The 23,137-nt window shown below is 41.6% G+C and carries 22 protein-coding genes; 13 read left to right on the forward strand and 9 right to left on the reverse strand.

The features are described from left to right. The 6 genes from BT127_RS15320 to BT127_RS15340 form a co-directional block, all read right to left on the reverse strand. Positions 1-458, reverse strand: a 458-nt coding sequence (locus tag BT127_RS15320) for a hypothetical protein (RefSeq protein ID WP_075425835.1), incomplete at its 3' end; no start/stop codon positions are given. A 593-nt stretch (positions 459-1,051) separates the two neighbouring features. Further along, complete coding sequence (locus BT127_RS15325; RefSeq protein ID WP_075425836.1) at positions 1,052-1,624, reverse strand: recombinase family protein; 573 nt, start codon at positions 1,622-1,624, stop codon at positions 1,052-1,054. Continuing rightward, positions 1,624-2,601 (reverse strand): class II glutamine amidotransferase, encoded by a 978-nt coding sequence (locus BT127_RS15330; RefSeq protein WP_075425837.1) that lies wholly within the window; start codon positions 2,599-2,601, stop codon positions 1,624-1,626. Before BT127_RS15330 ends, BT127_RS15325 begins: the two co-directional genes overlap by 1 nt. A gap of 13 nt (positions 2,602-2,614) precedes the next feature. Then, positions 2,615-2,782 carry a hypothetical protein gene (locus tag BT127_RS16990; RefSeq protein ID WP_175541986.1) on the reverse strand — a complete coding sequence of 56 codons (168 nt, stop codon included), beginning with the start codon at positions 2,780-2,782 and terminating at the stop codon, positions 2,615-2,617. A gap of 11 nt (positions 2,783-2,793) precedes the next feature. Next, entirely contained in the window at positions 2,794-3,891 is a 1,098-nt protein-coding gene (locus BT127_RS15335; protein ID WP_075425838.1) for an amidoligase family protein, read from the reverse strand. A gap of 55 nt (positions 3,892-3,946) precedes the next feature. Beyond that, the gene (locus BT127_RS15340) at positions 3,947-4,231 is read right to left on the reverse strand and encodes a DUF960 domain-containing protein (RefSeq protein WP_075425839.1); all 285 of its coding nucleotides are present in this window, start codon (positions 4,229-4,231) and stop codon (positions 3,947-3,949) included. Positions 4,232-4,511: 280 nt separating this feature from the next. Between BT127_RS15340 and BT127_RS15345 the strand changes: the two genes are divergently transcribed. From BT127_RS15345 to BT127_RS15360, 4 genes are all read left to right on the forward strand, one after another. After that, positions 4,512-5,438, forward strand: a complete 927-nt coding sequence (locus tag BT127_RS15345; RefSeq protein ID WP_075425840.1) for a DUF1848 domain-containing protein — start codon at positions 4,512-4,514, stop codon at positions 5,436-5,438. A 228-nt stretch (positions 5,439-5,666) separates the two neighbouring features. Beyond that, complete coding sequence (locus BT127_RS15350; protein ID WP_075425841.1) at positions 5,667-5,936, forward strand: hypothetical protein; 270 nt, start codon at positions 5,667-5,669, stop codon at positions 5,934-5,936. Continuing rightward, positions 5,918-6,511: a relaxase/mobilization nuclease domain-containing protein gene (locus tag BT127_RS15355; RefSeq protein ID WP_139275579.1), complete on the forward strand. Its 594-nt coding sequence runs from the start codon at positions 5,918-5,920 to the stop codon at positions 6,509-6,511. Before BT127_RS15350 ends, BT127_RS15355 begins: the two co-directional genes overlap by 19 nt. A 512-nt stretch (positions 6,512-7,023) precedes the next feature. After that, positions 7,024-7,218: a hypothetical protein gene (locus BT127_RS15360; protein ID WP_075425843.1), complete on the forward strand. Its 195-nt coding sequence runs from the start codon at positions 7,024-7,026 to the stop codon at positions 7,216-7,218. 14 nt (positions 7,219-7,232) lie between these two features. Here BT127_RS15360 and BT127_RS15365 read toward each other — a convergent pair whose 3' ends face one another. Beyond that, positions 7,233-7,463, reverse strand: a complete 231-nt coding sequence (locus BT127_RS15365; protein ID WP_075425844.1) for a hypothetical protein — start codon at positions 7,461-7,463, stop codon at positions 7,233-7,235. Between the two features lie 415 nt (positions 7,464-7,878). On the opposite strand from BT127_RS15365, the gene BT127_RS15370 reads away from it, so the two are divergent. Continuing rightward, the gene (locus BT127_RS15370) at positions 7,879-10,821 is read left to right on the forward strand and encodes a calcium-binding protein (protein WP_075425845.1); all 2,943 of its coding nucleotides are present in this window, start codon (positions 7,879-7,881) and stop codon (positions 10,819-10,821) included. A gap of 527 nt (positions 10,822-11,348) precedes the next feature. Here the strand turns inward: BT127_RS15370 and tnpA are convergent. Continuing rightward, positions 11,349-11,819: an IS200/IS605 family transposase gene (gene tnpA, locus BT127_RS15375; protein WP_075425846.1), complete on the reverse strand. Its 471-nt coding sequence runs from the start codon at positions 11,817-11,819 to the stop codon at positions 11,349-11,351. Positions 11,820-12,438: 619 nt separating this feature from the next. Between tnpA and BT127_RS16365 the strand changes: the two genes are divergently transcribed. From BT127_RS16365 to BT127_RS15395, 4 genes are all read left to right on the forward strand, one after another. Then, on the forward strand, positions 12,439-14,427 hold the full coding sequence (locus BT127_RS16365) for a dockerin type I domain-containing protein (RefSeq protein WP_082335075.1): 1,989 nt from the start codon (positions 12,439-12,441) through the stop codon (positions 14,425-14,427). Positions 14,428-14,934: 507 nt separating this feature from the next. Then, positions 14,935-15,393, forward strand: a complete 459-nt coding sequence (locus BT127_RS15385; protein WP_075425847.1) for a pentapeptide repeat-containing protein — start codon at positions 14,935-14,937, stop codon at positions 15,391-15,393. A 16-nt stretch (positions 15,394-15,409) separates the two neighbouring features. Further along, positions 15,410-15,985 carry a pentapeptide repeat-containing protein gene (locus tag BT127_RS15390; protein ID WP_175541987.1) on the forward strand — a complete coding sequence of 192 codons (576 nt, stop codon included), beginning with the start codon at positions 15,410-15,412 and terminating at the stop codon, positions 15,983-15,985. A gap of 83 nt (positions 15,986-16,068) precedes the next feature. After that, positions 16,069-17,373: a leucine-rich repeat domain-containing protein gene (locus BT127_RS15395; RefSeq protein WP_075425849.1), complete on the forward strand. Its 1,305-nt coding sequence runs from the start codon at positions 16,069-16,071 to the stop codon at positions 17,371-17,373. Positions 17,374-17,618: 245 nt separating this feature from the next. Here the strand turns inward: BT127_RS15395 and mcrC are convergent, their stop codons facing one another. Continuing rightward, entirely contained in the window at positions 17,619-18,692 is a 1,074-nt protein-coding gene (mcrC, locus tag BT127_RS15400; RefSeq protein ID WP_075425850.1) for a 5-methylcytosine-specific restriction endonuclease system specificity protein McrC, read from the reverse strand. A gap of 18 nt (positions 18,693-18,710) precedes the next feature. On the opposite strand from mcrC, the gene BT127_RS15405 reads away from it, so the two are divergent. The 4 genes from BT127_RS15405 to BT127_RS16370 form a co-directional block, all read left to right on the forward strand. Further along, positions 18,711-21,800 carry a type IV secretion system DNA-binding domain-containing protein gene (locus tag BT127_RS15405; RefSeq protein WP_139275585.1) on the forward strand — a complete coding sequence of 1,030 codons (3,090 nt, stop codon included), beginning with the start codon at positions 18,711-18,713 and terminating at the stop codon, positions 21,798-21,800. A gap of 172 nt (positions 21,801-21,972) precedes the next feature. Continuing rightward, a complete protein-coding gene (locus BT127_RS15410) occupies positions 21,973-22,200 on the forward strand; it encodes a hypothetical protein (RefSeq protein WP_075425852.1) in 228 nt (75 codons plus the stop codon). 84 nt (positions 22,201-22,284) lie between these two features. Beyond that, a complete protein-coding gene (locus BT127_RS15415) occupies positions 22,285-22,833 on the forward strand; it encodes a hypothetical protein (RefSeq protein ID WP_139275587.1) in 549 nt (182 codons plus the stop codon). Between the two features lie 69 nt (positions 22,834-22,902). Then, positions 22,903-23,137: transposase (locus tag BT127_RS16370; RefSeq protein ID WP_082334961.1), on the forward strand; the 235-nt coding region annotated here is incomplete at its 3' end.

The following is a 23,137-nucleotide window of genomic DNA, read 5'->3' on the forward strand; positions in this document are numbered from 1 at the left end:
CGGAGTGCGGCTTCAGCGTCCGGTTTTTCGATGCTGCCGTCATTAGGAGAACTGTTAAATGCATCCTCCAGCACGGACATCTCTTCTTCATGTCCGTCATAAAGAGACTCAGGATTCTCTGGCATCTGCTCCGGGACATACAGCCCCTCCGTTTCCCAGAAGGGATAGGCACATGCCTCCAGATCTTCAAAAATCCGCACAAGGAAGTTATCATTAATGCGTTTTTTATTCTGCCGCACCTTTTCTTCCCATGCATTGAGATGTGCCGTCAGGAAGGCGGCAATGTCATCATCGGAGCAAGTTTTTATATCAAGAGCGGCGCTTGCTGTTTCCCATTTGCGAACCTCTGCGGGTGTGCGAAGGATAAGGATTTCGTCATCATGATAGATACCCATATATCCGAAATCAAAAGAACCGTGAACGACGAATTTACCATCTTCTATTGTAACAGTAACCATATTTTTTCCTTTCTGTGTGACAACCTTTCCCCACACTCAACACCATTTTGCAAACACCCGAATCACAACTTTTGGTAAGTCTGTTTTCAGCGATTTTACGCTGTTTTTCACTATGACATTCAATCCACACACTGAAAAATCGGAAAAAGCAGTTTCACGCACCCTAAATCGAGTGCTTGATTTGGTTGTCAAAAATCAAAGTGTGCAGATTGGTTGTCAGATGTGCCGTGTATGCCATTTTGCCCTTTTACCTGTTCCCGCATACAGATTTTGAGTGGGTAAAACTGCGGTTATCGGAAAAGGGTTATGCCGATAAACCGCGCAAATACGCCGTTTTAGGATTTCTGCCGTGACATCAAAACTACGTACTCAACGTGTGACGTATTTGGAATCATGTCGTTATTCTTATAATATCAGAAGTCTAAACACTTGTCAATATATAATGTGACTATATTATGTCAATAGACCGTAGTCTATTGAAATACAAAAAAAGTATGTCATATAAGTTGTTTTTTGGCTTTTGAAATATTGCAAATAAAAATAACACCCTATTGAAATATGATTGGAGCCGGTTATTCCCGGCTCCGTCTCATTTATACATACTTTCTTTCGTATTCTTTGAGCCTACGGTAGAAGGTGTTGGCACGCAGGCCCATCTCTTTCTGAAACCATACTGCCGTAATAGTACCCGACTTCCATTGCTTGTACAGATGACCGAACTTTATCCAGTCGATAGGTAGAGGTTGTCTTCCTTTGTATTTCCCTTGTGATTTTGCAATTGCTATCCCCTCACGCTGACGCTGTAAAGTTTGCTCACGTTCAAGCTCTGAAAGCGCTGCGAATATTGACAGCACAAACCTTCCATGTGGAGTATTGGTATCAATATTCTCCTTACTACTGACAAGAGTAACCTGTTTCCGCTGAAGCACATCTATAATGTTAAGCAGATCACGAGTTGAACGTCCAAGCCTGCTGATGCTTTCAATGTAGAGGGTATCGCCCTCACGGACATATTCAAGCATTGCTTTCAACTCGGGACGGTCAGCATTTTTACCGGACATCTTCTCAGCGAAGACACGTTCGACCTGATACTGCTTCATCAAAGCTTCCTGACGTGCGGTCTCCTGATGTTCCGTCGATACACGGATATACACAATCTTGCCCATTAGTATACACCACCGTAGCAGTTTTCGTATAGTTCTCCCCCGCACATATACTTCACATCTCTGAGAGCCTCATTGAGCAGGTTGTGGTCTGCAAGCATTTCCTCAATCTCATCGCAGGTATATCCGTATTCAAGCAGAAGTTCTACATCTGAACTATCCACTCCGTAGCACCCACAATACGCAAGCAAAAGTTCCTCATGAACGCTGTAGTGTTCTGCTTCCCAGTCATGCCAGCCACCGTATCTTGAACGGAACAGCCGTGGCTCGAACTCTGACCTTTCGATGACGCCGTTCTTGTCAATACGGAGTATGTCGCCTTCATCAGTCTGTACACGCTCGTATGCAAACTTGTGCAGTCCAACACGTTTTAGTGCATTCTTCATAATGCTCTCGGTGCTTGCGTAGACATAAAGTCCCAGCGCAGGGAAGTGCAGCAGGCACATGGGATTTGAACCCTTGATGATATAAAGACTGTTGTTCTGGTCAAGAACGGAGAAAGTGAAGTTGCCTTCCACGACCTCAGCCATATCTTTGAGTGACTCAAAGTCCAGCTTATCACTCTGCTGGAGGAGCTGGACAGCAACGTAGCTGTCAGTCTCAATGTGGGTGTAGGGAAGCTGCTTCTCCTTCCGCAACTCCTTGTCGTTCCACAACACTCCATTGTGCGCAAAAGCAAATGCCGTGCCCCCGGCAAGACCGGGGAACGGATGATTGTTGTAGTTGTGCTTCTCGTCGCCTTGAGTGGTCATTCGGGTGTGTCCCATGACAGCCACAGTTCTCTCAGGTATGCTGAAATGCAGCTTGTGTGCAGGCTTCGGACGCTTGAAAATAACTACATCCTTGCCATGAACGTAGCTGATACCTGCTGCATCGGTTCCTCTCTCCTCAGCAGCGTTTGCAAGTGCCTGAGTGAGTTTGCGTTTGATCTTGTAGGGAACGATGCCCTGATAGTCTAACCAGCCAAATAATGAACACATATTTCATTCCTCCTTATTTTTCGATAGTATCTTCATCTTTGTTTATGAACTCCTCCAGCTTTGAAAGAGCATAGCTGCCGACTATTACGGCAACATACTTCAATATTTCAAGCAGAGTATTGTTTTTCAAAAACGGTGAAGGAGCTCGGCGTATCCTTCGCATCATCATATATTTTCTCATTTTTGACCTCCTCAGATATCATCACTGGTGTTGACTGCATCGTTGACATAGAGTTGACGTTCTTTCAGGTACTGTATCAGCTCAGGTTCAGTGATGCCTGCAACAAAGTCGCTCCACGATATTTTTGCAATACCGTCATCGGAGCTATATACAGCTACATCGCATATCATGTTCACCAACTGTAGGGCAGCAATAAAGGTGTTGTATTTAAGCGTACCACGAAACATTCTGAACTCAATCGTTGCGTAGTTCATAAGATTGACAGCAGCATACCTGCCGTTGTTGCCTTTCTTAGCCTTATCCAGTATGGCTCTTGCTGAGTTTTCATAGCCGTATCTGCTTGCCCATCTATTCATTGCATACTCAGAACGGCGAGAGAACTTCAACAACTCATTCCAGTGATGCTCAACAAAGTACAGTATTCTGCTGATTGTTTCATCCTGTTCGTCTCTGTTATCACCTAAGCAGTCTCTGTTGACATGAACGTGGAGTCCGCAGGTTGAGGTCTGATGAGAACGATAGCCCAGATAAATCGCTTTCGTCATGATCTCATCCCACTGAAAGTCCTTGTGACAGTCAAGAGACATAGGGTGCGTTACCAGTTCCATTCCGTCGTCAAGCGAGCCGTCGCCTTTGATGTAGATATGTTCCTCGTCCCTGTTGGCGATAGTCAGTATCTCATCGGCATTGTCGCTGTCCTTACCAGCTCCGTCAATCTCAAGTTCAACCCCGAAATATCGCTTAGAATCACCGTAGAATATAGGTTCAGGCTTATATCCGTAGTCATGGATAGAACGATTTCTGTCAACTTCCTCATGATAGCAGTCAGAGCAGTAATCATAGCCGTCAAGATGATAAGCATCGTCCTCATGCAATAATGCATCACAGCATGAACAACGGGTATAGTGGTTGTGATAACAGTTTGAGCAGAGCGTAGTATACTCGTCGCCGTATGAATCATCAGTCCATATAACGGAACCGCATCTTTCACAGGTAGTTGTATGATGTTCGTAGCAGTCGGTACAGACTATCTCGCCACCGACTTCCTCATAGTCATCGTCTTCAATTAGTGCTCCGCAATGGGAGCAGTAAATTTTGTTTTCTTCCATTGTTTTCCTCCGTAATAACGCAAAATAGCCGCTCCCGAAGGAGCGGCGTAAGTCATTAGTATTCACTTGCAAGCAGCATTGTTGAGTGGTCACCGTCATCAATTATGTACAGCTTTTCTGTAATCGGAGTATCTGACGGTATGAGGTACTCCATATGGTATTCGGGTTCTTCTGACATATGAGTGATAGACTGCATTGAACCTACAGGCTTCAGCTCAAATACCTGCAAATAGTCCTTCGGCTCAGGCAGTCTGTCAACGCAATCCCATAAGAACAGTTGAAGCTCCAACGGTATAGTGTTGTCAACTCCACAGGTCAGATAGCGGTTAGTTTCTGTCATAGGCATTTCTCCTTTCGTATAATGTGATTACCGGTAATGGTATCGTAGTAATTATATATATTTGAAAATGCCTGAAAATAGGAAAAATACAATTTTAAAATATATATTTTTATTATGAAAGCAGATCGACGCTATAATTTAATCACACTTGCAGTCATTGTAAAAATGTGGTATAATCTTAATACAGAAAAGACCGCTATATAGCCTTTGCCGCCCATGACGGGCGGCATGAATATACAAAAATGCAGTGACAACAAGTATCACTGCACAGAGGTGAGATATGATAATAAACACAGGAATGCGGACTGACATTCCCGCATTTTACTCTGAATGGTTTATAAACAGAATAAGAGCAGGATATGTGCTTGTTCGTAATTCATACCGTCAGGACTGGATAACCTGCTATGAACTGAATCCTAATGTTGTGGACTGCATTGCTTTCTGCACAAAGAATCCTGCTCCCATGCTGAAATATATGGAGGAGGTAAAACCTTTCAATCAGTATTGGTTCGTAACTATAACTCCCTACGGAAAAGACGTAGAACCCAACGTACCTCCGAAAGAAAAGGTAATCAATGATTTTATAGCTTTGTCCGAAATTGTTGGTATAAACTGTATCGGCTGGAGGTATGATCCGATCTTCATTGACAGCATATATACCGTTGAACGTCACATTTCCGACTTTGAGGAGATGTGTAAAAAGCTTTCGGGTTATACAAGAGTATGTGTAATCAGTTTTATTGACCTGTATGAAAAAGTTATCCGTAACTTTCCGCAGGTAAGAACTGTAAGCCAGAATGAACGTATTACGCTCGGAAAGGCTTTTGCAGAGATCGGACAGCGTTACGGTATAACGGTAAAAGCCTGTGCTGAGGGTAATGATCTTGCTCCATATGGTGTGGACTGCAATGGCTGCATGACACAGGAAACCTTTGAAGCTGCTGTAGGATACTCTCTTGATATACCTAAAAAGAAATCTCAGCGTGCTGAGTGCAACTGCGTACTTGGTACTGATATAGGCGCTTACGATACCTGTGCTCACCTCTGCCGCTATTGTTATGCCAATACAAGCAGAGATAATGTAATACGTAACATGCGATTGCATGATCCCAATTCTCCGTTCCTTATCGGTAACTTGAATGATGGTGAAGTCATTCATAAGGCAGAACAGGTAAGCTGGATAAGCAATCAGTTATCATTCTTCTGAATATGTTTTCATCCTCTCAGATATGGGAGGATTTTTTATGCGAAAAAGTATACTACCATGTAATTTCGTAATACACTTTTCCTATACTTATTTCCTGCAATTATATATATTAACTAATACAATCCTGGTGATCTGATGAGTCATCTTATTGGTTGATTATATATCATTCTATTCTTGTCATCTACGGTGTTACGAAATCAATAATCATATTACCTGGAGGTCATAATAATGGCAAAAGAAAAGACTGTACTTAAACCCTTACGTATTCACGAGAGTGTTGTGAAAGAGATTGAACAAGAAGCAATTGACACCAATACGAACTTCTCTCAAATCGCTAATTACCGACTCAGACATCACGACAGAACTCTTACTCCTGCGATCACGGCGACGATTCAGGACATTGTTAACACCGCCGACGAACTGGTTGGTATATTTGCGCCGAAAGAAATAGCAGCTTTGCAAAAGAAAGTAGAAAAATTATGGATGTATCTGAAATGATCGGTTATGATAATCCTGAAGATATGGAAAGAAAACTTAATATACTAAAAATCATAACACATTCAAAGGGTGGTGACAGATACAGAAATAATGCTATGAATTACTGCCTTGATGATCGCTGTATTGCAAAAAAAGGATATGGTATCAATGCATCTGATCCCACGATAGCAGCTATGCAGTTCAGGAAGAACGCTGCATTCTGGGGCAAAAGGAACAGTAATCCGTTCATTCAGTATATGCACTCTTATCTGAAAGAAATTGCACCAACTGGTGAACATGCACTGAAACTGACTAATGAGATCATGGAACCATTTTTGGCGGAAAACCTTGCAATTACCGTAGTGCATGAAGAGGATCAGGGAAATTCTCTTTATCATTCACATACATACGTGGATGCCACCAAATTCACAAACGGAAAAATGATTTACTCCAATAATACTGTCAACTATGTAATTGCACAGAGGACTGCTAATGTGCTCAGACAAGCTGTTCAGCTTATTGTTGAATATGATTCTGGCAAGGAGTGGACATGTCCTATGATCTTTACTCATCAGGATAATGACGAGGATATATGATCTTGAATAAAACAATACAACCGATAAAATTATAATTGCTATTTCAGAACAGCTTTAGATGTATGTTTATACCCCGGCCATTGTGCCGGGAAAGCTGTTCAGATTATTTCAACTGGAATGTGTACTGTATAATAATCTGCAATTGCATTCATCATTGATTTGTATTGTTATTGAACTATGGTTCTTGGCAACTATTGCGTCTGACTGTGCTTTTATCTACTACAGAAACGCAAATTGACATGTGTTTTGCGTTTGTCACTGTATAAGTTCCGCTTGAATCTATCATTTCATTGACTTTCTGATCTAAAAAAAGGCACGACTAAAAGACAAATCAAAGATCTGCCTGAAAAAGCTATTGACACGCTTTAGGAATTATGATAATCTGTAATTGAAAGTGTATATTGTATTACAAGGAGAATGATCGTAAACCTGCTCCTACTATAGAATTGTCATTCAAACGATGTACGAAATACCGTACATCGTTTCTTTTATAATATAATAGGGGCAATAGTATGAATGATAAGGATATCCGCAAAATACTGATAAACTACCTTCTGGCAGAACGTCAAGATATCCGCATATATCAGGAAAAGTCAATAGGCAGCTCTATTTGTGATGTAATGGCTGTCAGCTCTCATCTGACTGGTTACGAGATAAAGAGCGATAATGATGATTACAGCAGGCTTGACAGACAAGCGTCTGCATAAGCGTAGTAGGTATATCAAGTATCTTCACGCGGATAGAGTGTGCAAAACTCCGCTATATTTTTCGTTCTCTTTTCCATAAAAAACTTCCCGCCGGGACCTGGCTTGAACATTTCAGGGATGTCATTTTTAATAGCCTTACATATTGAGGAACCGCCAGATGTTGTTAGGCCGTTCCAAACAATACCATCGAGGGCACCGGATTCAAGTCTTCTAAGAAGCTCCTTTTCTTCATTTGTCATTGCCATACTTCATTTCTCCATTTCCTCATCACTCGTGAACACGGCTCGTAAGTACGGGAAAGCGATTCGATACGTCACAAATGAGAGTGCTGTGAAGGCGGCATAGCAGTTTTGTGAGAACGATAAGAATTGGCAGCACGTCAGAATGAACTGATGCTGTAAAAATTGCAGCTATTGATAATAACAGGAGGTCGGTATGTAACATCTTGAGCATACGCAAGGCAACTCACTCTGTCAACAAAATCGACCATAGTTTTTCCCCAAAAAAACGAAAAATTTGTTGCAATAATTGACTTGACATTCTGGAGCGTTTGTGATATGATGCAAACGTACATGTTTAATTTGTACTCAAATATACGTTCTGTATATATTAAGCATATCCCGAAAATCGGGATGCGACACAGAAAGGAATGGCGTATTCATGAAGAAACGATTTTTCAACTGTCTGACTGCTGCGGTCATGCTATCCACCTCGGTTCTGCCTGCTAATGCGGCGGACATTGTGGACACAGAAAAGCAGGAGACACAGGCTCCGACTGTGGCAGAGCGCGTTGCGGACGGTCTTGCTGTTTATAAGCGTGAGCTTGCACATTGCGAGAATGTCAAGCAGGTCTCTGTGGACGACACCGTTGCACTCTGGAATGATTACATCAAAACATTCAACGAGCAGTACCGGAATGCATTAGATAAAAATGAGCCTTTGAAAAAGCTGCTGTTTTCGTATCTGGAATCCCCATATCATCCAACCGGTCCTGCCGCATATCCGTTTGAGATGCCGGAAGGAAACTTTTATAAAGGCGTTTACGATGTCGTAGTCAGTGCGGATTATATCAGCGAGGAATCCAGAAAGAAAGTCGAAGGCATCATGCCGGCTGACAAATTTGCAGAAATGACAAAGGATGAAGGCTGCTATCATTTGTATTTTATTGACGGCTCCATTGGCGTAATCCGAAATAATCAGCATACAGGTGATCGTTTTATTGACAATGCGCAGCTTGTGACGGATCTTTTCCAGTTGCAGGGTTCGACCTCGATCGATTTGAACTTAGACGCGCCGATTAATGAGGAAACCAGAGAAAAACTGACCAGTGACCTTTTCGAAACCCTCTTCCTTACCAATGCGAAAAACCATGAATTAGCATACATGGACTATGAGCTAAGTTCGGGCGGCTTCTGGAACGGCAGCGATGAAGAAGTTTATATTCCGCATTCTGCTGCACCGGCGAAAGTGCAGACCGAGGAGACAGCTGATGAAGATACAAATTCGGGGTATGCGCAGTTTAAGGATGTTGTCAGTGGCTTGCTGGACGACATGCCGTGGCTGATTTATGACCGCGGAATCGGCAATGATACCTATCACGTTATGGATCAGAAAGAGCCGGTATTCGGCATTGTATCAGAGCAGCCCGGCGGATACCCCGGAGCAGCTGATACATTGTCTCTGGATTATGACGTTAATCCGGATGATCTGGAGTTTATCCGTTTGGACGGCGATCTTCTGCTGAATGATCCCGTGCATGAGGTTTACATCATGCTCAAGGGTGAGTTCTCCGATCCGGGCAAGCGCATTGAATACATCAAATATGGCGATACCACAATGGATTATGAGGCACTCTGCTGCCAGACGAATCTGTTTGTCGGCACAGAAAAACAGGATACCCTGACTGGCTACCCGGAAACCAACTATATGTGGGGCAAGGGCGACAATGACACGATAACAGGAAATGACGCAACTAATTATATGCTTGGCTATGACGGCGACGATACAATAACGCTGACTGATGCGTGCTTCGGGCTGTTGCATGAAACAGGCGGCGACAACTATGTTTATGGCATGGATGGCAATGATACGATTAGATTGAGCAGCGGTAATGATTTCATTTGGGGCGGCAAGGGTGACGATGTCATTAAGAGCGGTTCCGGTGACGACATCATTTACTATGAGCTGGGTGACGGCAATGATATCATCGATGATACAAATGGAAAGGGTTTCTATCCGGCTAGTGGCAACGATGTGCTCTGGCTCGGTGAGGGAATTGAGCCGAAGGATGTACACGTCTCACTTGCTGACGGTCACTATGAATTTGTCCTTACCATCACAAAGACCGGTGAGACAATTTCCATGCCCGGTAACATGTATTCCGGTACCTCTCCGGTTTTCCCGATTGAAGAGATACATTTTGCAGACGGTACCACATGGAACCGCGTGAGTATGCTGGAGCAGTCTTGCTTCCTCTACGGTACGGACGGAGACGATGAACTTACCTTCCGAGCAGACGATGACGCTCTGTTCAGAAAAGACTATATTGCTAATGCCACGATTTACGGCTATGACGGCAATGATACTCTGATTGGCGGCAAAGGCAATGACAGCATCTATGGCGGCAAAGGGGATGATACCATCCGTGGCGGAAACGGTGATGACACGATTTACTACGAGCTCGGCGACGGAAATGACCTGATTGATATGGGTAACGGCAGGTTCACGAATCCACAGAGCGGATACAATGTGCTTGTGCTGGGCGAAGGTATTTTGCCGGATGAAGTAACCGTCGAACTCTCTTCCGATAAATACAGCTATACACTCCATATCAACAAGACTGGTGAGTCTGTTACGATGACAGGTAATGTCATTTCCGGTTTTTCAAATCTTTTCCCGATCAAGGAGATTCGCTTTGCGGACGGAACCGTCTGGACGATTGACAATCTGTCTGCCAATACAACAACAACCAAGTCAACGACTGCTGCTACCCAAACAACAACCACTAATGCAACAACTGCTACTACAAAAGTAACGACCGCTAATGCAACAACTGCTACTACAAAAGTGACAACCGCTAAGACGACAGCAGCTACCGTGGAAACCACAACAACGACCACATCAACAACATCCACGACACACCCCACTGCCACAACAACAAAAACTGTTGCTCCTGCAATAAAGCTTGATAAGACAACAATGTCAGTTTATTGCGGAGACAAATCAGAAATCCAAGTCCTCAACTACAATGGAAGCATTACATGGGTATCATCTGATACAACAGTAGCAAAGGTTACAAAAGGCGATGGAATGTCAGCATTCATAGAGGGTATTTCTGCAGGTGATGCTACTATATATGCTATGCTTTCAAACGGTAAAAAACTTGTTTGTCAGGTGACAGTGACAGAAAAAGAACCTACAGGAGACGTTAACGATGATGGTGATGTAACTATTGCTGATGCCGTTTCTCTTCAAAATTACTTACTTGGAAAAACGACTACTATGCCTAACTGGAGAAATGCTGATTTATATAAGAATAATCGTATTGATGCTTTTGATATGATACTTATGAGAAAACTATTAGTAGAAAAAAATAACATATGATTATAGTTGCAGGCAGCCTTACGGCTGCCTGTATATGATAAAAATATTAATACAACATTTTCTTTATATTTGATCAAAACATATCTAACGCTATTTTACTTATGAAGTGAACTAAATGAGTGAATTATATGAAGTTAATGAGTCTTATAGCTACTATATTATCCATACCTTTAATTTTACCTATTAGAGTACCAGAATAATTCTGCGATTGGATACAATTCAGAATTATGATTTAATATCAAATCTACCGTTGCATCTGCAGAAACAGAAAAAACACATTTACATTAGGCAACATAAATGAAGACAGCTAAATCGATGCTTTCGACGCGACACTAAATGCGTTTAAGTATGTCCCCGCTCGCGCGTAATGTCATTAAGCTAAGGAAAAATCATAACCACCACTGAAGTGGTGGTTTGCACAGCCCCTAAAAGGGGCGAATACAGGCTCACCCACTAAAGTGGGCACTGAAGGTTTGACATTGCATTACTATCTCGTGCAGCCGCTTCAAGCGGCTGTTTCTTTTTGCTTACTTATTCTTACTACCCGTAAACGGGTCAATGTACTCTTTGAATGTTAGCTGATCTGCCATGCAATCTTCTTCTGTTTGATTTTTTATGTATTCTCGTATGACTTTTTCATTTCGTCCTACCGTATCTACATAGTATCCTCTGCACCAGAAGTGACGACTTCCATATTTGTACTTCAAATTCGCATGTCGATCAAATATCATCAGCGAACTCTTTCCTTTCAAGTATCCCATTATCTGGGCTACACTGTACTTGTGCGGTATTGCTATTAACATATGGATATGATCAGGACATGTTTCTGCTTCAATTATTTCTATCCCTTTCTGCTCGCATAATTTCCTCAATATCTTTCCTATATCTACTCTAATCTTGCTATAGATCACCATTCTTCTGTATTTTGGTGCAAACACCACATGATACTTGCAATTCCACTTGGAATGTGCTAAACTACTTATATCGTCTCTTGTCATGACGATACCTCCTTTGTTATTTTAGTTTGGTTGGCAGACCATAACTATTTTAACATTGGAGGTTTGTTTTTTCTACTCATAGCTAAAGCTTTTTTGAACCTCCAGTTAAACTGGGGGTTTTCGGAAGCCAACAATAAGGACGGCTTTCCAATTACCGGAAAGCCGTCCTATTATATTTTGATTTTGCACATATAATTGCCGCTTGAGTTGTACGCAAGGGTATCAACGCTCTTTTTTATACATCTGCATTTTGTTCCTTTAATGTTTGCAACAACAATTAACTATTACTCATAACAAAATGGCTGCGAGTTATCCCGTAGCCTTTTGTAACTATCATAAGATAAATACTATGGTTTATGGAGTAGAGCAAATATGGCTGATCATTCATATGCATATGACAGTAAATATTACTCTTTGTTGAAACTGTCAAACGTCTTAACGCACCTGATATCTTTGAAGAAGTATTCATACTGCGTATTTTATTGTCTTAAAACATATATTGATTTTCTGAATTATATGTGATATAATGAGGATGTCGCACACATAATTATGTACAAAACATCCGGGTAACGGTATAACAAGAGTGCGCACTATATACAATAAGAGAGGGAATGCAATTATGAAAAAACTAACAGCTTTTGTATCAGCTGCGATGATCGTAGCATCAGCCGTTCCATGCACAACCTGTGCCGCCGAGGAAATGGTTATCAAGAATTTTCCTCATACTACGGCAACTGATTGGTATGAATATGAAGAGGATATATTGCAGGATATTTCTGAGAAAGGGATTGATATCGACTTCAATTCAGACGGAAAATTTGACAACCTTGACTGCTATCTTTTATGCAGATATGATCCTTATAATCCGGAACTTGATGCTATTCCTGAAGATATCAAGGCAAAAATAATAAAAAACGTAGATCTTGACGGTGACGGTGAAATATCTGAAACGGAAGAAACTAAAGTGATATATCACTTTCTGTTAAACTGCGGCATAGACCTGTCTATTTTTGATACTGCAACATATGAAGCTTATGATGATGTGCTTGGAATACCACATGGTCCGTCATATAACAGTAATTATTTCAGCGTTAACTATGTTTTTTCTCTGAATTGCTGTGCTGTTAATCTTCATCTGTATTATCCGTTTCTGCAAAAAGCAATCGAGGAAGGAAGAGTTGATCCCGATGTCAATAATGACGGAAAATTTGATATTGAGGACGTTCTTGACAGCCATATAGCCACAACATATGCACCGTGGATCACTATACTTGATCCTGATACAGGTTATTATACTTCAACAGCGGCTTATAATAATACAATAACACTTGATAAAGAGCTCGAAGAAAGAGCATGGAAATTGTCAATGATATTTGACGTGTATGATAATTACTCCTTTATTCAGTACTATGACTCTTCTGCACTCCTTGACTGCCTTTTTCAGACAGAACCTGTTTCTTCCGAGTATCTTGATAATACATACTATGAAAAGTTCCATAAGGACGCACAGTATTATTACTTAGGTGATATGGTTCAGTCTTATCTTGATTATATGAAACTGTCTGAAGATCCAAAGTCATCCCTCAAAGAAATAGCTGATAAAATACATGAAGTTAAAAAGCATGATCTTGAATACGAAGCACTGGAAAAACAATATTTCGAGGATATCGAAACAGGTAAGCTTTTACCTCCTGATCTGAATTTTGACAATTTCATCGACGGCAGGGATGTATATATAACCCAGTTGTACCACGGCGACAGAGTGTTTGACAGAAATGCTGAGGAAAGTAAGCTTACCAAAGAGGAATATGATAATATCTCCACTAACTGCGATCTCAATAAAAATGGTATCAGCGGTGATGACGACGACATCAACATGATATTCAATTATGTAAGTAAAACTGTGAGTGAATGGGCAGATAAAAAAGCTACTGATCCCAACGGCGAATACTATAAGAATTATGCAGATGATCTCTATATGAAAGGTATGTCCCAGAATATAACAGATCATTTTTATCTGAATGACGCTTCAAAAGAATATGAATTCCTGACATTGGAGCAGCAGCTTGAAGATTATACTGCCCGTGTCGCTATGAGATTGATGACTACGCCTGATATCGATGGAAATGGTGTGACAGACGAACTTGACAAGAAGTATGCAGATTCATATGTGAATTTCCTTGAAACAGGAACAATGGGTGACACCGAAATCCCCGATGATGTAATTGAAAGAATAAAGACAGAATGCGACTTCACATATGACGGAAACAGCGGTCTCCTTTACGATATGAAGGTTGCCTCGATGTATATAAGCAAATACATACTTCATGATGATAAGACAACGCCCGAAAAACTTGAAGCGGATTCAGGCGACCTTAACGACGACGGCAAAATTGATGCAAGCGATGCAACACTCGTACTTGTTAACTACTCGCTGCTTTCAACAGGTGAAAAGATGCAGCTTACAGAGAATCAGCAGAAAGCCGCAGACGTAAACGGCGACGGAAAAATTGATGCTTCTGATGCTACTATGATACTGCAATACTACTCCTACCTCTCAACAGGTGGTGATTTAGTGTTCAAAGAATTTATGAAGCAGAACGGTTGATACTAATATTAGCATACATACACTCAAACCCTCTCCTATTAAGGAGAGGGCCCACTTTTTTACGTTGACTTTTACAATAATTTATTATTTGATGCAAGCACCAAATAATCATTTCACAAGAGGTACAAAAATCCTTAGCGCTTATATTAGCTTAATGACATTAGCCTTTGTGGCGGCATTCGTATAATCGTGATGTTTATAATACATATTTCTGATAATTTTAATATCGTCTCCCCATAACGGGGAGACGGCTGTTGGTTAATTCATAATTATTAATCGATATACTTGACTTTTCCCGCATCACATGATACAATGAATATAGTAAAATTTAAGGTATTGATTTGAGTATATTACATCTACGGGTGTAGTATGTCCAAATCAATACCTTTTTTGTTATGTCTGCAACTTGACAAACCACGTCGGGAGACGGTGAATATAACGCTGTGAAGCACATAAATGGATTCACTCACACATATAACCCCTTTGTTTTGTTGAGGAGGAATGAATATGGAAGATAATTATGAGTTTTTCGATGACTTCAATTTTGACGATGATAGTGATTTCGGTTTTGAAGAAGATGACATCTTCTTAGATTTGTTGGATGACGAGGATAATGTTATATCCCCTTACCAACCTCTTCCACCTAAAAAGCGACTGATAGAAGGTCTAACACTGGAGTATGCAGAGTTCGTTGACAGGACATTCACTGGTTTTCAGCTTGGACACTTCACCCTCTATAATGTCACTTTCAGGAACTGCACCTTTGACCATATCGGCTGCCAGTGCGGGAAGTTCATAGCCTGCACATTTGAGGATTGCAATATTATTTCTTTCTCAGGCGAAGGCTATGGATTTAGAGAATGCGAGTTCACCAGATGCAAGTGGAGCGGAAACGAGTGTATTGACGACGTTTATTATTACAGCAACTGCAAATACACTGACTGCGAAGAAAACTATGACCGCTGAAAGGAACGGTGTTTGTATGAATAAAAAGGAATTTGAAATGATGAATCAGAAACTCATTGACGGCTACATTGACCGTCAAAAGAATCACGCACATATGCTTTATGAGGATTCTTACCCAGACGCTAAAAAGCACAGAATAGGCTGGCCACAAGAATGGATCGGCAGAAATATGTATGAGTCTTTTTACAGGCGTGATATCATGGAATACGCAAAAAGCGATATCAGAATGACAAAAATCAGAAAGTTCGATCTTATCAATTTCAATATCATCGATATGAAGTTTGAACGTATGATTGCTGAACACTGCTGTATGATGAACGGCACTTTCAAAAATGTGAAGTTCTTCCGTTTCTGTATAGATGGTAAGCCATCTTATCCTAATGACACAAACGAGTACCACGATCACCGTAATATCGTTCTGAACTGTAGGTTTGAGAACTGCGTGTTCATGAATTCTTATGCAAATCATACGGACTGGATAAACTGCAAGTTCATAAACTGCACCTTCATCAACAGTGAGCTCTGCTGCGAGGGTGCTGAGTTCAGGGATTGCACCTTTGAGAATAACAGCAACATCTATCTGAGAGCGTAGATATTGTTGATTAATAGAGGTAATATTGACTTTTTATCCCTGCTATGCTATAATTCGGGTATAGAGCATGGGAGGGTGATTGAATGTCTTTTATAATCGAAAATGGTGTACTGAAAAAATATATCGCAGAACCCGGCAGCACCAGAGTCGAAATTCCGGAAGGCGTCACGGAGATCGACAATTTTGCCTTCTCGGACTGGAAAGAAATCAAAGAGATCATACTCCCGGACAGTATAACGGAACTAAAAGGACAGGTTTTATGCGGCTGCAATGCGCTTACGCATTTACATATCTCCGGCAGCGTGACTCAGATTGATCTTTTCAGATTTAATACACTCAGAAGTCTGGCTGAAATCACCGTATCCGAAAACAACAGTTGCTTTTGTAGTTTAGACGGCGTTCTTTACACAAAGGACATGAAAACGCTTGTACTGTGTCCGCTGTGCAAAAGCAGCATTACAATCCCTGAAAGCGTAACGTGTATAGGTGAACATGCATTTGCAGGATGCTTTCAGATCACGGAAATCAGATTTCCCGCTCATCTGACAGCAATCAAAAGCTACGCATTCCACGGCTGCGGCATCAGGGAAGCGCTCATTCCGGAAAGTGTAAAAAATATAGAAAACGGTGCATTCTACTGCTGCCGCAATCTTTCCATTATAAAACTGCCGGACGGCATCACTGAAATTGCAGGATATACATTTGACGGTTGCCATGATTTGACCGAAGTATCCATACCTGACGGCGTAACAAAGATCGGCAGTTATGCTTTTGACTCCTGCGCAAAGCTTTCGGCCGTTTCCATTCCTGACAGTGTATCGTCGATCGGCATAAGTGCATTCAGGCTATGCGTGAGCCTCACAAATGTCATACTCCCGGAGCAGATCACAGAAATAGAGGACAGTACATTTTTTGGATGTAGCGCGCTCCGGTGTATCACGATACCGGAATCAGTCCAAAGAATCAGCATCATGGCATTGGGATGCTGCAATTCACTTTGCATGATAAAACTTCATCCTAATGATCCGGAAATGATCAGAGATTACCGTGAAATCATACATCTGATCAGTACAGGTCTGTGGATCATCCAGACAGGCGATACAAGCATCCCGCTCGATCATAATCTCAAATACACATTCATCGTGCTGCATTTCCTGCGCACAAAGGACAGCAGGTTCAAGCTATACATACAGAAAAACATCCAGAAGATCATGAAAAAGTGCATCGCCTGTGGGGATACCGCTGTGATCCGTGCATTTGCGGAAACGGACGATTTCATCACAAAGGGCTGTATTGAGAAGTATATCCGAAGAGCACTTGACTGCAATCAGCAGGAAATATACGACATCCTGACTGCATATAGTCGCAAAACAAAGGATAGCGTATAGATGTTTTATGCAATTGAAGAATATCCCAATTTTGAGTACGTTGTGGCACAAACATCTTTGGAGGGCAAGTAATAAAACTCATAAAAGCGTTTAAATGAATAAACACTAAGCACTTGCTCAGCTGGCAGGTGCTTTTGTTTTCATGTGTACATAGAGTCTCCCCGTTATGGGGAGACAAGATATTGGATCATTTTCTTATATTAACGTCGAAACTCCGCAAGATAAGAACCTGCGGAGTTTGGTAACTATTCTGTTTTGCTAATACCTGAAAAATAGTAGTTTACGATATCATCTAATTGCAGTGATATACGATTAAATGGTTGATTAAGGTCAAGAGTCCTTGCTCCTATACTACTACCACCTATAACAAAAGGCTCACCTTCGGGAAATACTTCTTCCTCAGTCTTGGCATACAACAGAAGCCCAGACACATTGCCTTTGTTCTTATTGTCCATGTTTTTTACATAAGCGAATATCTGATACAAATGTGATGATCGCAGAGTTACTTTATCATACTTCTCTATCATGGCCTTTCCGTAATACTTTGCATCAATTATAAGTGACTTATTGCCTTTTTGTAAAGTAATATCCGTTTGCATTTTAGGCAGGAATTGTATCATTTTATCATCAGGAGTCTCCGTCAAGTTCCATTCTACCTGTGCAGATTTCGGATTTAATTCAGGATGATGCTGCTTATAATACTCCAATATGAACTTCTCATAAAGTCGCTCCATATGCTCATCAGAGAAGGAAAGAAGTTTGTAGTTACCATCCTCAGTAGTCTGAAGCAAGCCATTCAATACAAGATAGCAGATATTCAAAAGCAGCTCATAGTTGCGGTTGTTACGCTGATAAATAAGTCTGTTCCAGGCAATGTGATCAGGCTGTATAAGTCTTACATTACCGAAGAAGACTATCAGCTTTTTGAGAGCCTGCTTTCTTTCGACAGCAACATCTTCAGCTTTAATAAGCCTGTGTATAGTGACTTTCAGTATTTGATTATAGAGGTTGTCTTCGGAAAACTCATCAAACTCGCAAGAGAGCTTCTGTTCTCTTTGAACCTGTAATCGCAGTGTCTCATTGATATTTAGTTTACCGCGCATAACTGACAGGTCTTCCTGCATCGGAATATACTCATGGTACAGACCCTGCTTGACCTGACGTGCGATACCTTTTTCGAGTATTGCTGCAAATAGATCATGTATCTTGTCGAACTTCTCCCCTGCTACCTGCCGGTAATCTTCCTGCTTTAAAATCTGAAAAGCATATGACAGCATATAGTAGATATTCTGAATATAAATACTTTTATCAATCGTCATGGAATATTCCTCTCAGATTTGTGGTCCACTTATCGACTTTATCCTTGTGGAGGAATAAATCCATTCAACTCACCGTCTATAGACGACTGTTTCAGACAGACTCCCAATAATCCTCCACTTTTAACCTACGGGTATCCCTATGGCGAACCGTATAACGGATACGTTTCGCCTGCTCCTGATATTACTATCAATCAGGAGTCTTATAAGTATGACTCACTTAGCGACTGCTGGGGCATGGAAATTTCCAACAATAAGGGCAAGGTGAAGTTTCAACCACTCACAGGCGGTTTTATCTTAAATAGAATCTTCAAAAACAACTCCCTGAAAAACAACCTCAGATTCGTCATAATCGAGTACACGACGAAAGGTAAAACATATAACGCTCTGGTACCCAGCGACGACTACATAAAAGAGTCGTTCCACAAATACCTCAAGGAGATTTTCAGATACCCAGGTTGCACAAAGGGAAAGTTTAACGAACTTGTTGCTTTTCTTCTCCAGTCAGTTCCAACGCAGGACATTCTGATGCACCCACATCAAGGCTGGAACGAAACAGAAAATGGAGGGGTTGCTTTCGCCTCATATCCTCAGCAGCTCTACATACCTAGCTCGTTGATATCACCCAGCGTAAAGCGCAGAAAGTTGTCTCCTCTTGTACATTCTAAAGAGGAAATAATCCAGAACTGGCTGAATATCTACGCTAAGCATCCTTCTCTGCAGTTCATTGGCTGCTACCATATCGGCAGTCTGATTCAGTACTTCTTGCGTAAGTTTGGAATTATCATTCACCAGTATCTCATTGCTGAACCATCTGAGGGACTTGAAGAGGACAAGCTCAAAGCTATGCTCGCCACCAATGACATATTAAATTTCCCAGTCCCGACTCTGAGTTCGGGAGAGGATAAGATCTTGGCAGAGCAGGAGCTAGTTTTTGATGGAATAGCTTTAATTACCGATGATTGTTTCGCTGATGAGGAGAAAAAGATATTATCTGGAATAAAAACGCTTACAAAAGCTGTCAGAGAAGATGTATTAAACGACGAGAAAGGCAACGGTCTCACCGCCGTTATTTCCAAGAATGCAGCATATGTCGCAACAAGACTCGCACCCGAGAATGTGATAATTATTAACACTGACGGAGTTGAAGTTGCGACTGATGCTGACACAATAAAAGATGTGACCGGTGAAATGGCAACTTTGGTCATCAATACAATATCACTTAACATATCTGAAATTAATACATGGAACAGTAATGTTATTTCAAGTATTCATAAGAAGGCGTCTGAAGATATCCATGGAGCAAGTCGTGACACATTGACAATGCTATATTATGTATTAGGTTTTTTCAGAAAATATCTCGGATTCCATATGTTCAACGATGAATCCTTAGAATGTTTCATTCAGACCGTTGACTGTAAGAGCGACCGTGTCATGAACGCTTGCGAAGCTATCGAACGCGAATACTATTTGATTCTTAGCAGAATGGTGCGTTCCAAATCAATAATCCCTGTGCTTAAACACAGAGGAATGATCTTCGACAATGACGGAAAATCGTTCTTGGTCGACGGTAACAGACTGTACATCCCTATCGAGATAATCGAGACAATTCGCACTCAGATGACAACAACACACAGTCTTGAAAGTCTTATGAGAGCTCTTAGACAGACCAAGGTACTGGAATCAACCGACGGCAACACGCACCCTATAGAGGTGCACGACAGCACGGGCCAACACCAGCGCTTGTATATGTACGACGTCTCAGCTGAGATACTCGATTCCGATGTATTGTACAAAATACGTAATATCGCAAACGAGGAATTTCTTCTTGATGAGAGTGAAGTCCCAAAAAAAGATTTCTTCACTATCCTTCGCGATGTGGAAGGTCGTGTTGCAGGCAAGCTGATTTGCTTCAAAGACGCAGAAAACGGTCACACATACATCACTGGTCAGTCGGGCTGGGGCAAAACCTACTTGCTTAGTCAGCTCATTGCCAAAAGATTCAACCTCGGTAACCGTGTGGTAGTGTTCGACAGCTCCGATTCGTTTTCATACGAAGCACTCTGCCATAACCTCTCGAAGCGTTTCGTTGATACGTACATAACGATCCACGACCTCGATAAGGACGGAATACCTGTTGACCTCTTCAATATAGAAAGCTTTGCAAGTCTCCCGACGAAGAAGAAACTGCTTCTTGGTATCATTCAGGCTGGCATAGGTGAACTTAGTGCGCCTCAGTCTAACGCACTGCGCACACTATTGTCTAATGTCATCACAGAGCTTGACGGTAACGAAAGAATCACATGTGATTCGATAATCAACAAGCTCAAAGGTATCAACGTAGAATTCTTCACACCTGAAAACGTGAAGGATTATCTCGAGCCCTTCCTGGATGAGATGGAAGCCTACGATTACAAGCTTTCTGCAATTAACGAGTCAGACAGATACAAATGCAAAAGCATTCTTCACAGGCTTAACGGAGGCGGAAGGAATGACGGAGAAGCGACTTTAAATAGCCTTCTCAACCGCATCGAGCCTCTGTTTGAGGACATCGAAGAATACGGCATAAGTGACAAGTCATGGGGTCAGTTCCTTGGAAGCTCAAACAACATAGTTGTTATTCGCACGAATTCCGCTTACACGGAATCGGGCAACCAGGTCATAGATATGCTTTTGGCAACGCTCTACAATTATCAGCACAATAACCCTCAGATTGCTCTGGACGTGTTCATTGACGAGCTCCAGAACCAGAATTTCTCGAAGACAGGTCCTATTCGCAAGGTGATGAAGGAGGGACGTAAAATCCATATTTCCTTCTTCGGAGCGACACAGGATTGTTATCCTCGCAATACCGAGCTTGGTTCTGTTATGGGTAAGGCAGGAACGCAGATATTTCTCCGTCCGTCGTCGAACTCCGCGAACATTGTCGCGGCTGAGCTCCGCTTTAGCAAGGCTGAAATGGAGCTCTTCGACAGCATGATGCGTGGCGATATTATTGTTAAGGCGAATCTCTTTAGCAAAGAACTCGGTCGCAACGTCCCGACCACGCTCAGCGGTCATGTTGATGATTACCCGAAGATACCTGATAATTACTACGGCAATGCATTATAAAGGAAGGCTCTTTATGAGTCGTCTACGCTCCTTTCATTATATACCAACTATTTCTTTAGGTCAAGTTCTTCAGCTGAAAGATGGCACATTCAGCAAGTTAGACAATTTCTTTATGATAGATAAAATGAAATAATAGACAGATCCTAATGAACAATTACAGGAGGTGAACATAATGGCAAAGAAGGCATCACGCATAACGCTGTACCGAAGGATCTGGTGTAAGATCAGATACTGGCAGCAACTGAGGGAGGTTTCAGATGCAGAGCTTGCATCTTACCTAAAGGTCGGAGAACGTACCCTTCACGAGTATGACAAGTCCGCCGAAAATGTAACATTAGGCAGAGTAGACAACCTGCTCTACGTTACAGGCATGGAGCTTGATGAGCTCATGGCTCTGTAAACCCTCTTTACATTTTCAGAGGAAGGTGGTATAATGTTTATAACGTTTATACCACCTTCTCCATACATAGAAAGGTGGATCAAAATGAAATCACAGAAACCAGTGAAAGCACAGCTTTTACCGTCAGGAAGTTTCCGAACGCAAGTTGTTTACGGAAAAGATGAAAATGGCAAAAACTTGACCAAATCCTTCACCGCAGATACGGCGTGGGAAGCTATTAAGCTAGCGGAGGACTTTAAAAGGCTTAATGTTGACATCAACCCGACTAAAATCACGGTACGAGAAGCTGTCACTGCTTATATCGACTCAAAACGCAGTGTTATCGCAGCATCAACACTTTACGGTTATGAGGTTGCGGCGAAGAACAGGCTTCAGTCCTTACAGGGATACAATATTACAGATTTAAAGATAATTGATATCCAGAGAGCCATCACCATGGATGCTGAGCGTGGTCTTGGTTATAAGTCTATAAAATCCGCTTATGACCTCATCAGAAGTGCTGCATCAGTATTTGAAGTTGAACTGCCATCCGCACGCAAACTCAGGTTCCCGCCTAAGAATGTTAAGCAAGAGCTACCTGCACTTGATAAAGTCTTGAAAGTAATAATAGGATCAAGTGAAGTGTTATACTGAAAGAGCAGTCGACAAACGCCCAATAATCTGGTAGAATATAAATGATAAAACCAGAAAGGGAAAACGACTATGAAGTACAGTAAAGAATTCAAAGAAGAAGCATTAAAGCTCTCGGATGAGATCGGACTGAAAAAGGCTGCTCAGCAGTTAGGTATCCAGTATTACACACTCTCAGACTGGCGTACAAAGCGAAATGCCGCTGTCAAAGCTAAGAAGTATCAGATGACCGATGACGAAGCAAAACTGCGTATTACAGAGCTCGAGCGTGAAAACGCTGAACTTCGTAAAGCAAATGACATTCTCA

Source organism: Ruminococcus sp. XPD3002 (genome assembly GCA_900119535.1).
Lineage (GTDB): Bacteria > Bacillota > Clostridia > Oscillospirales > Ruminococcaceae > Ruminococcus > Ruminococcus flavefaciens_H.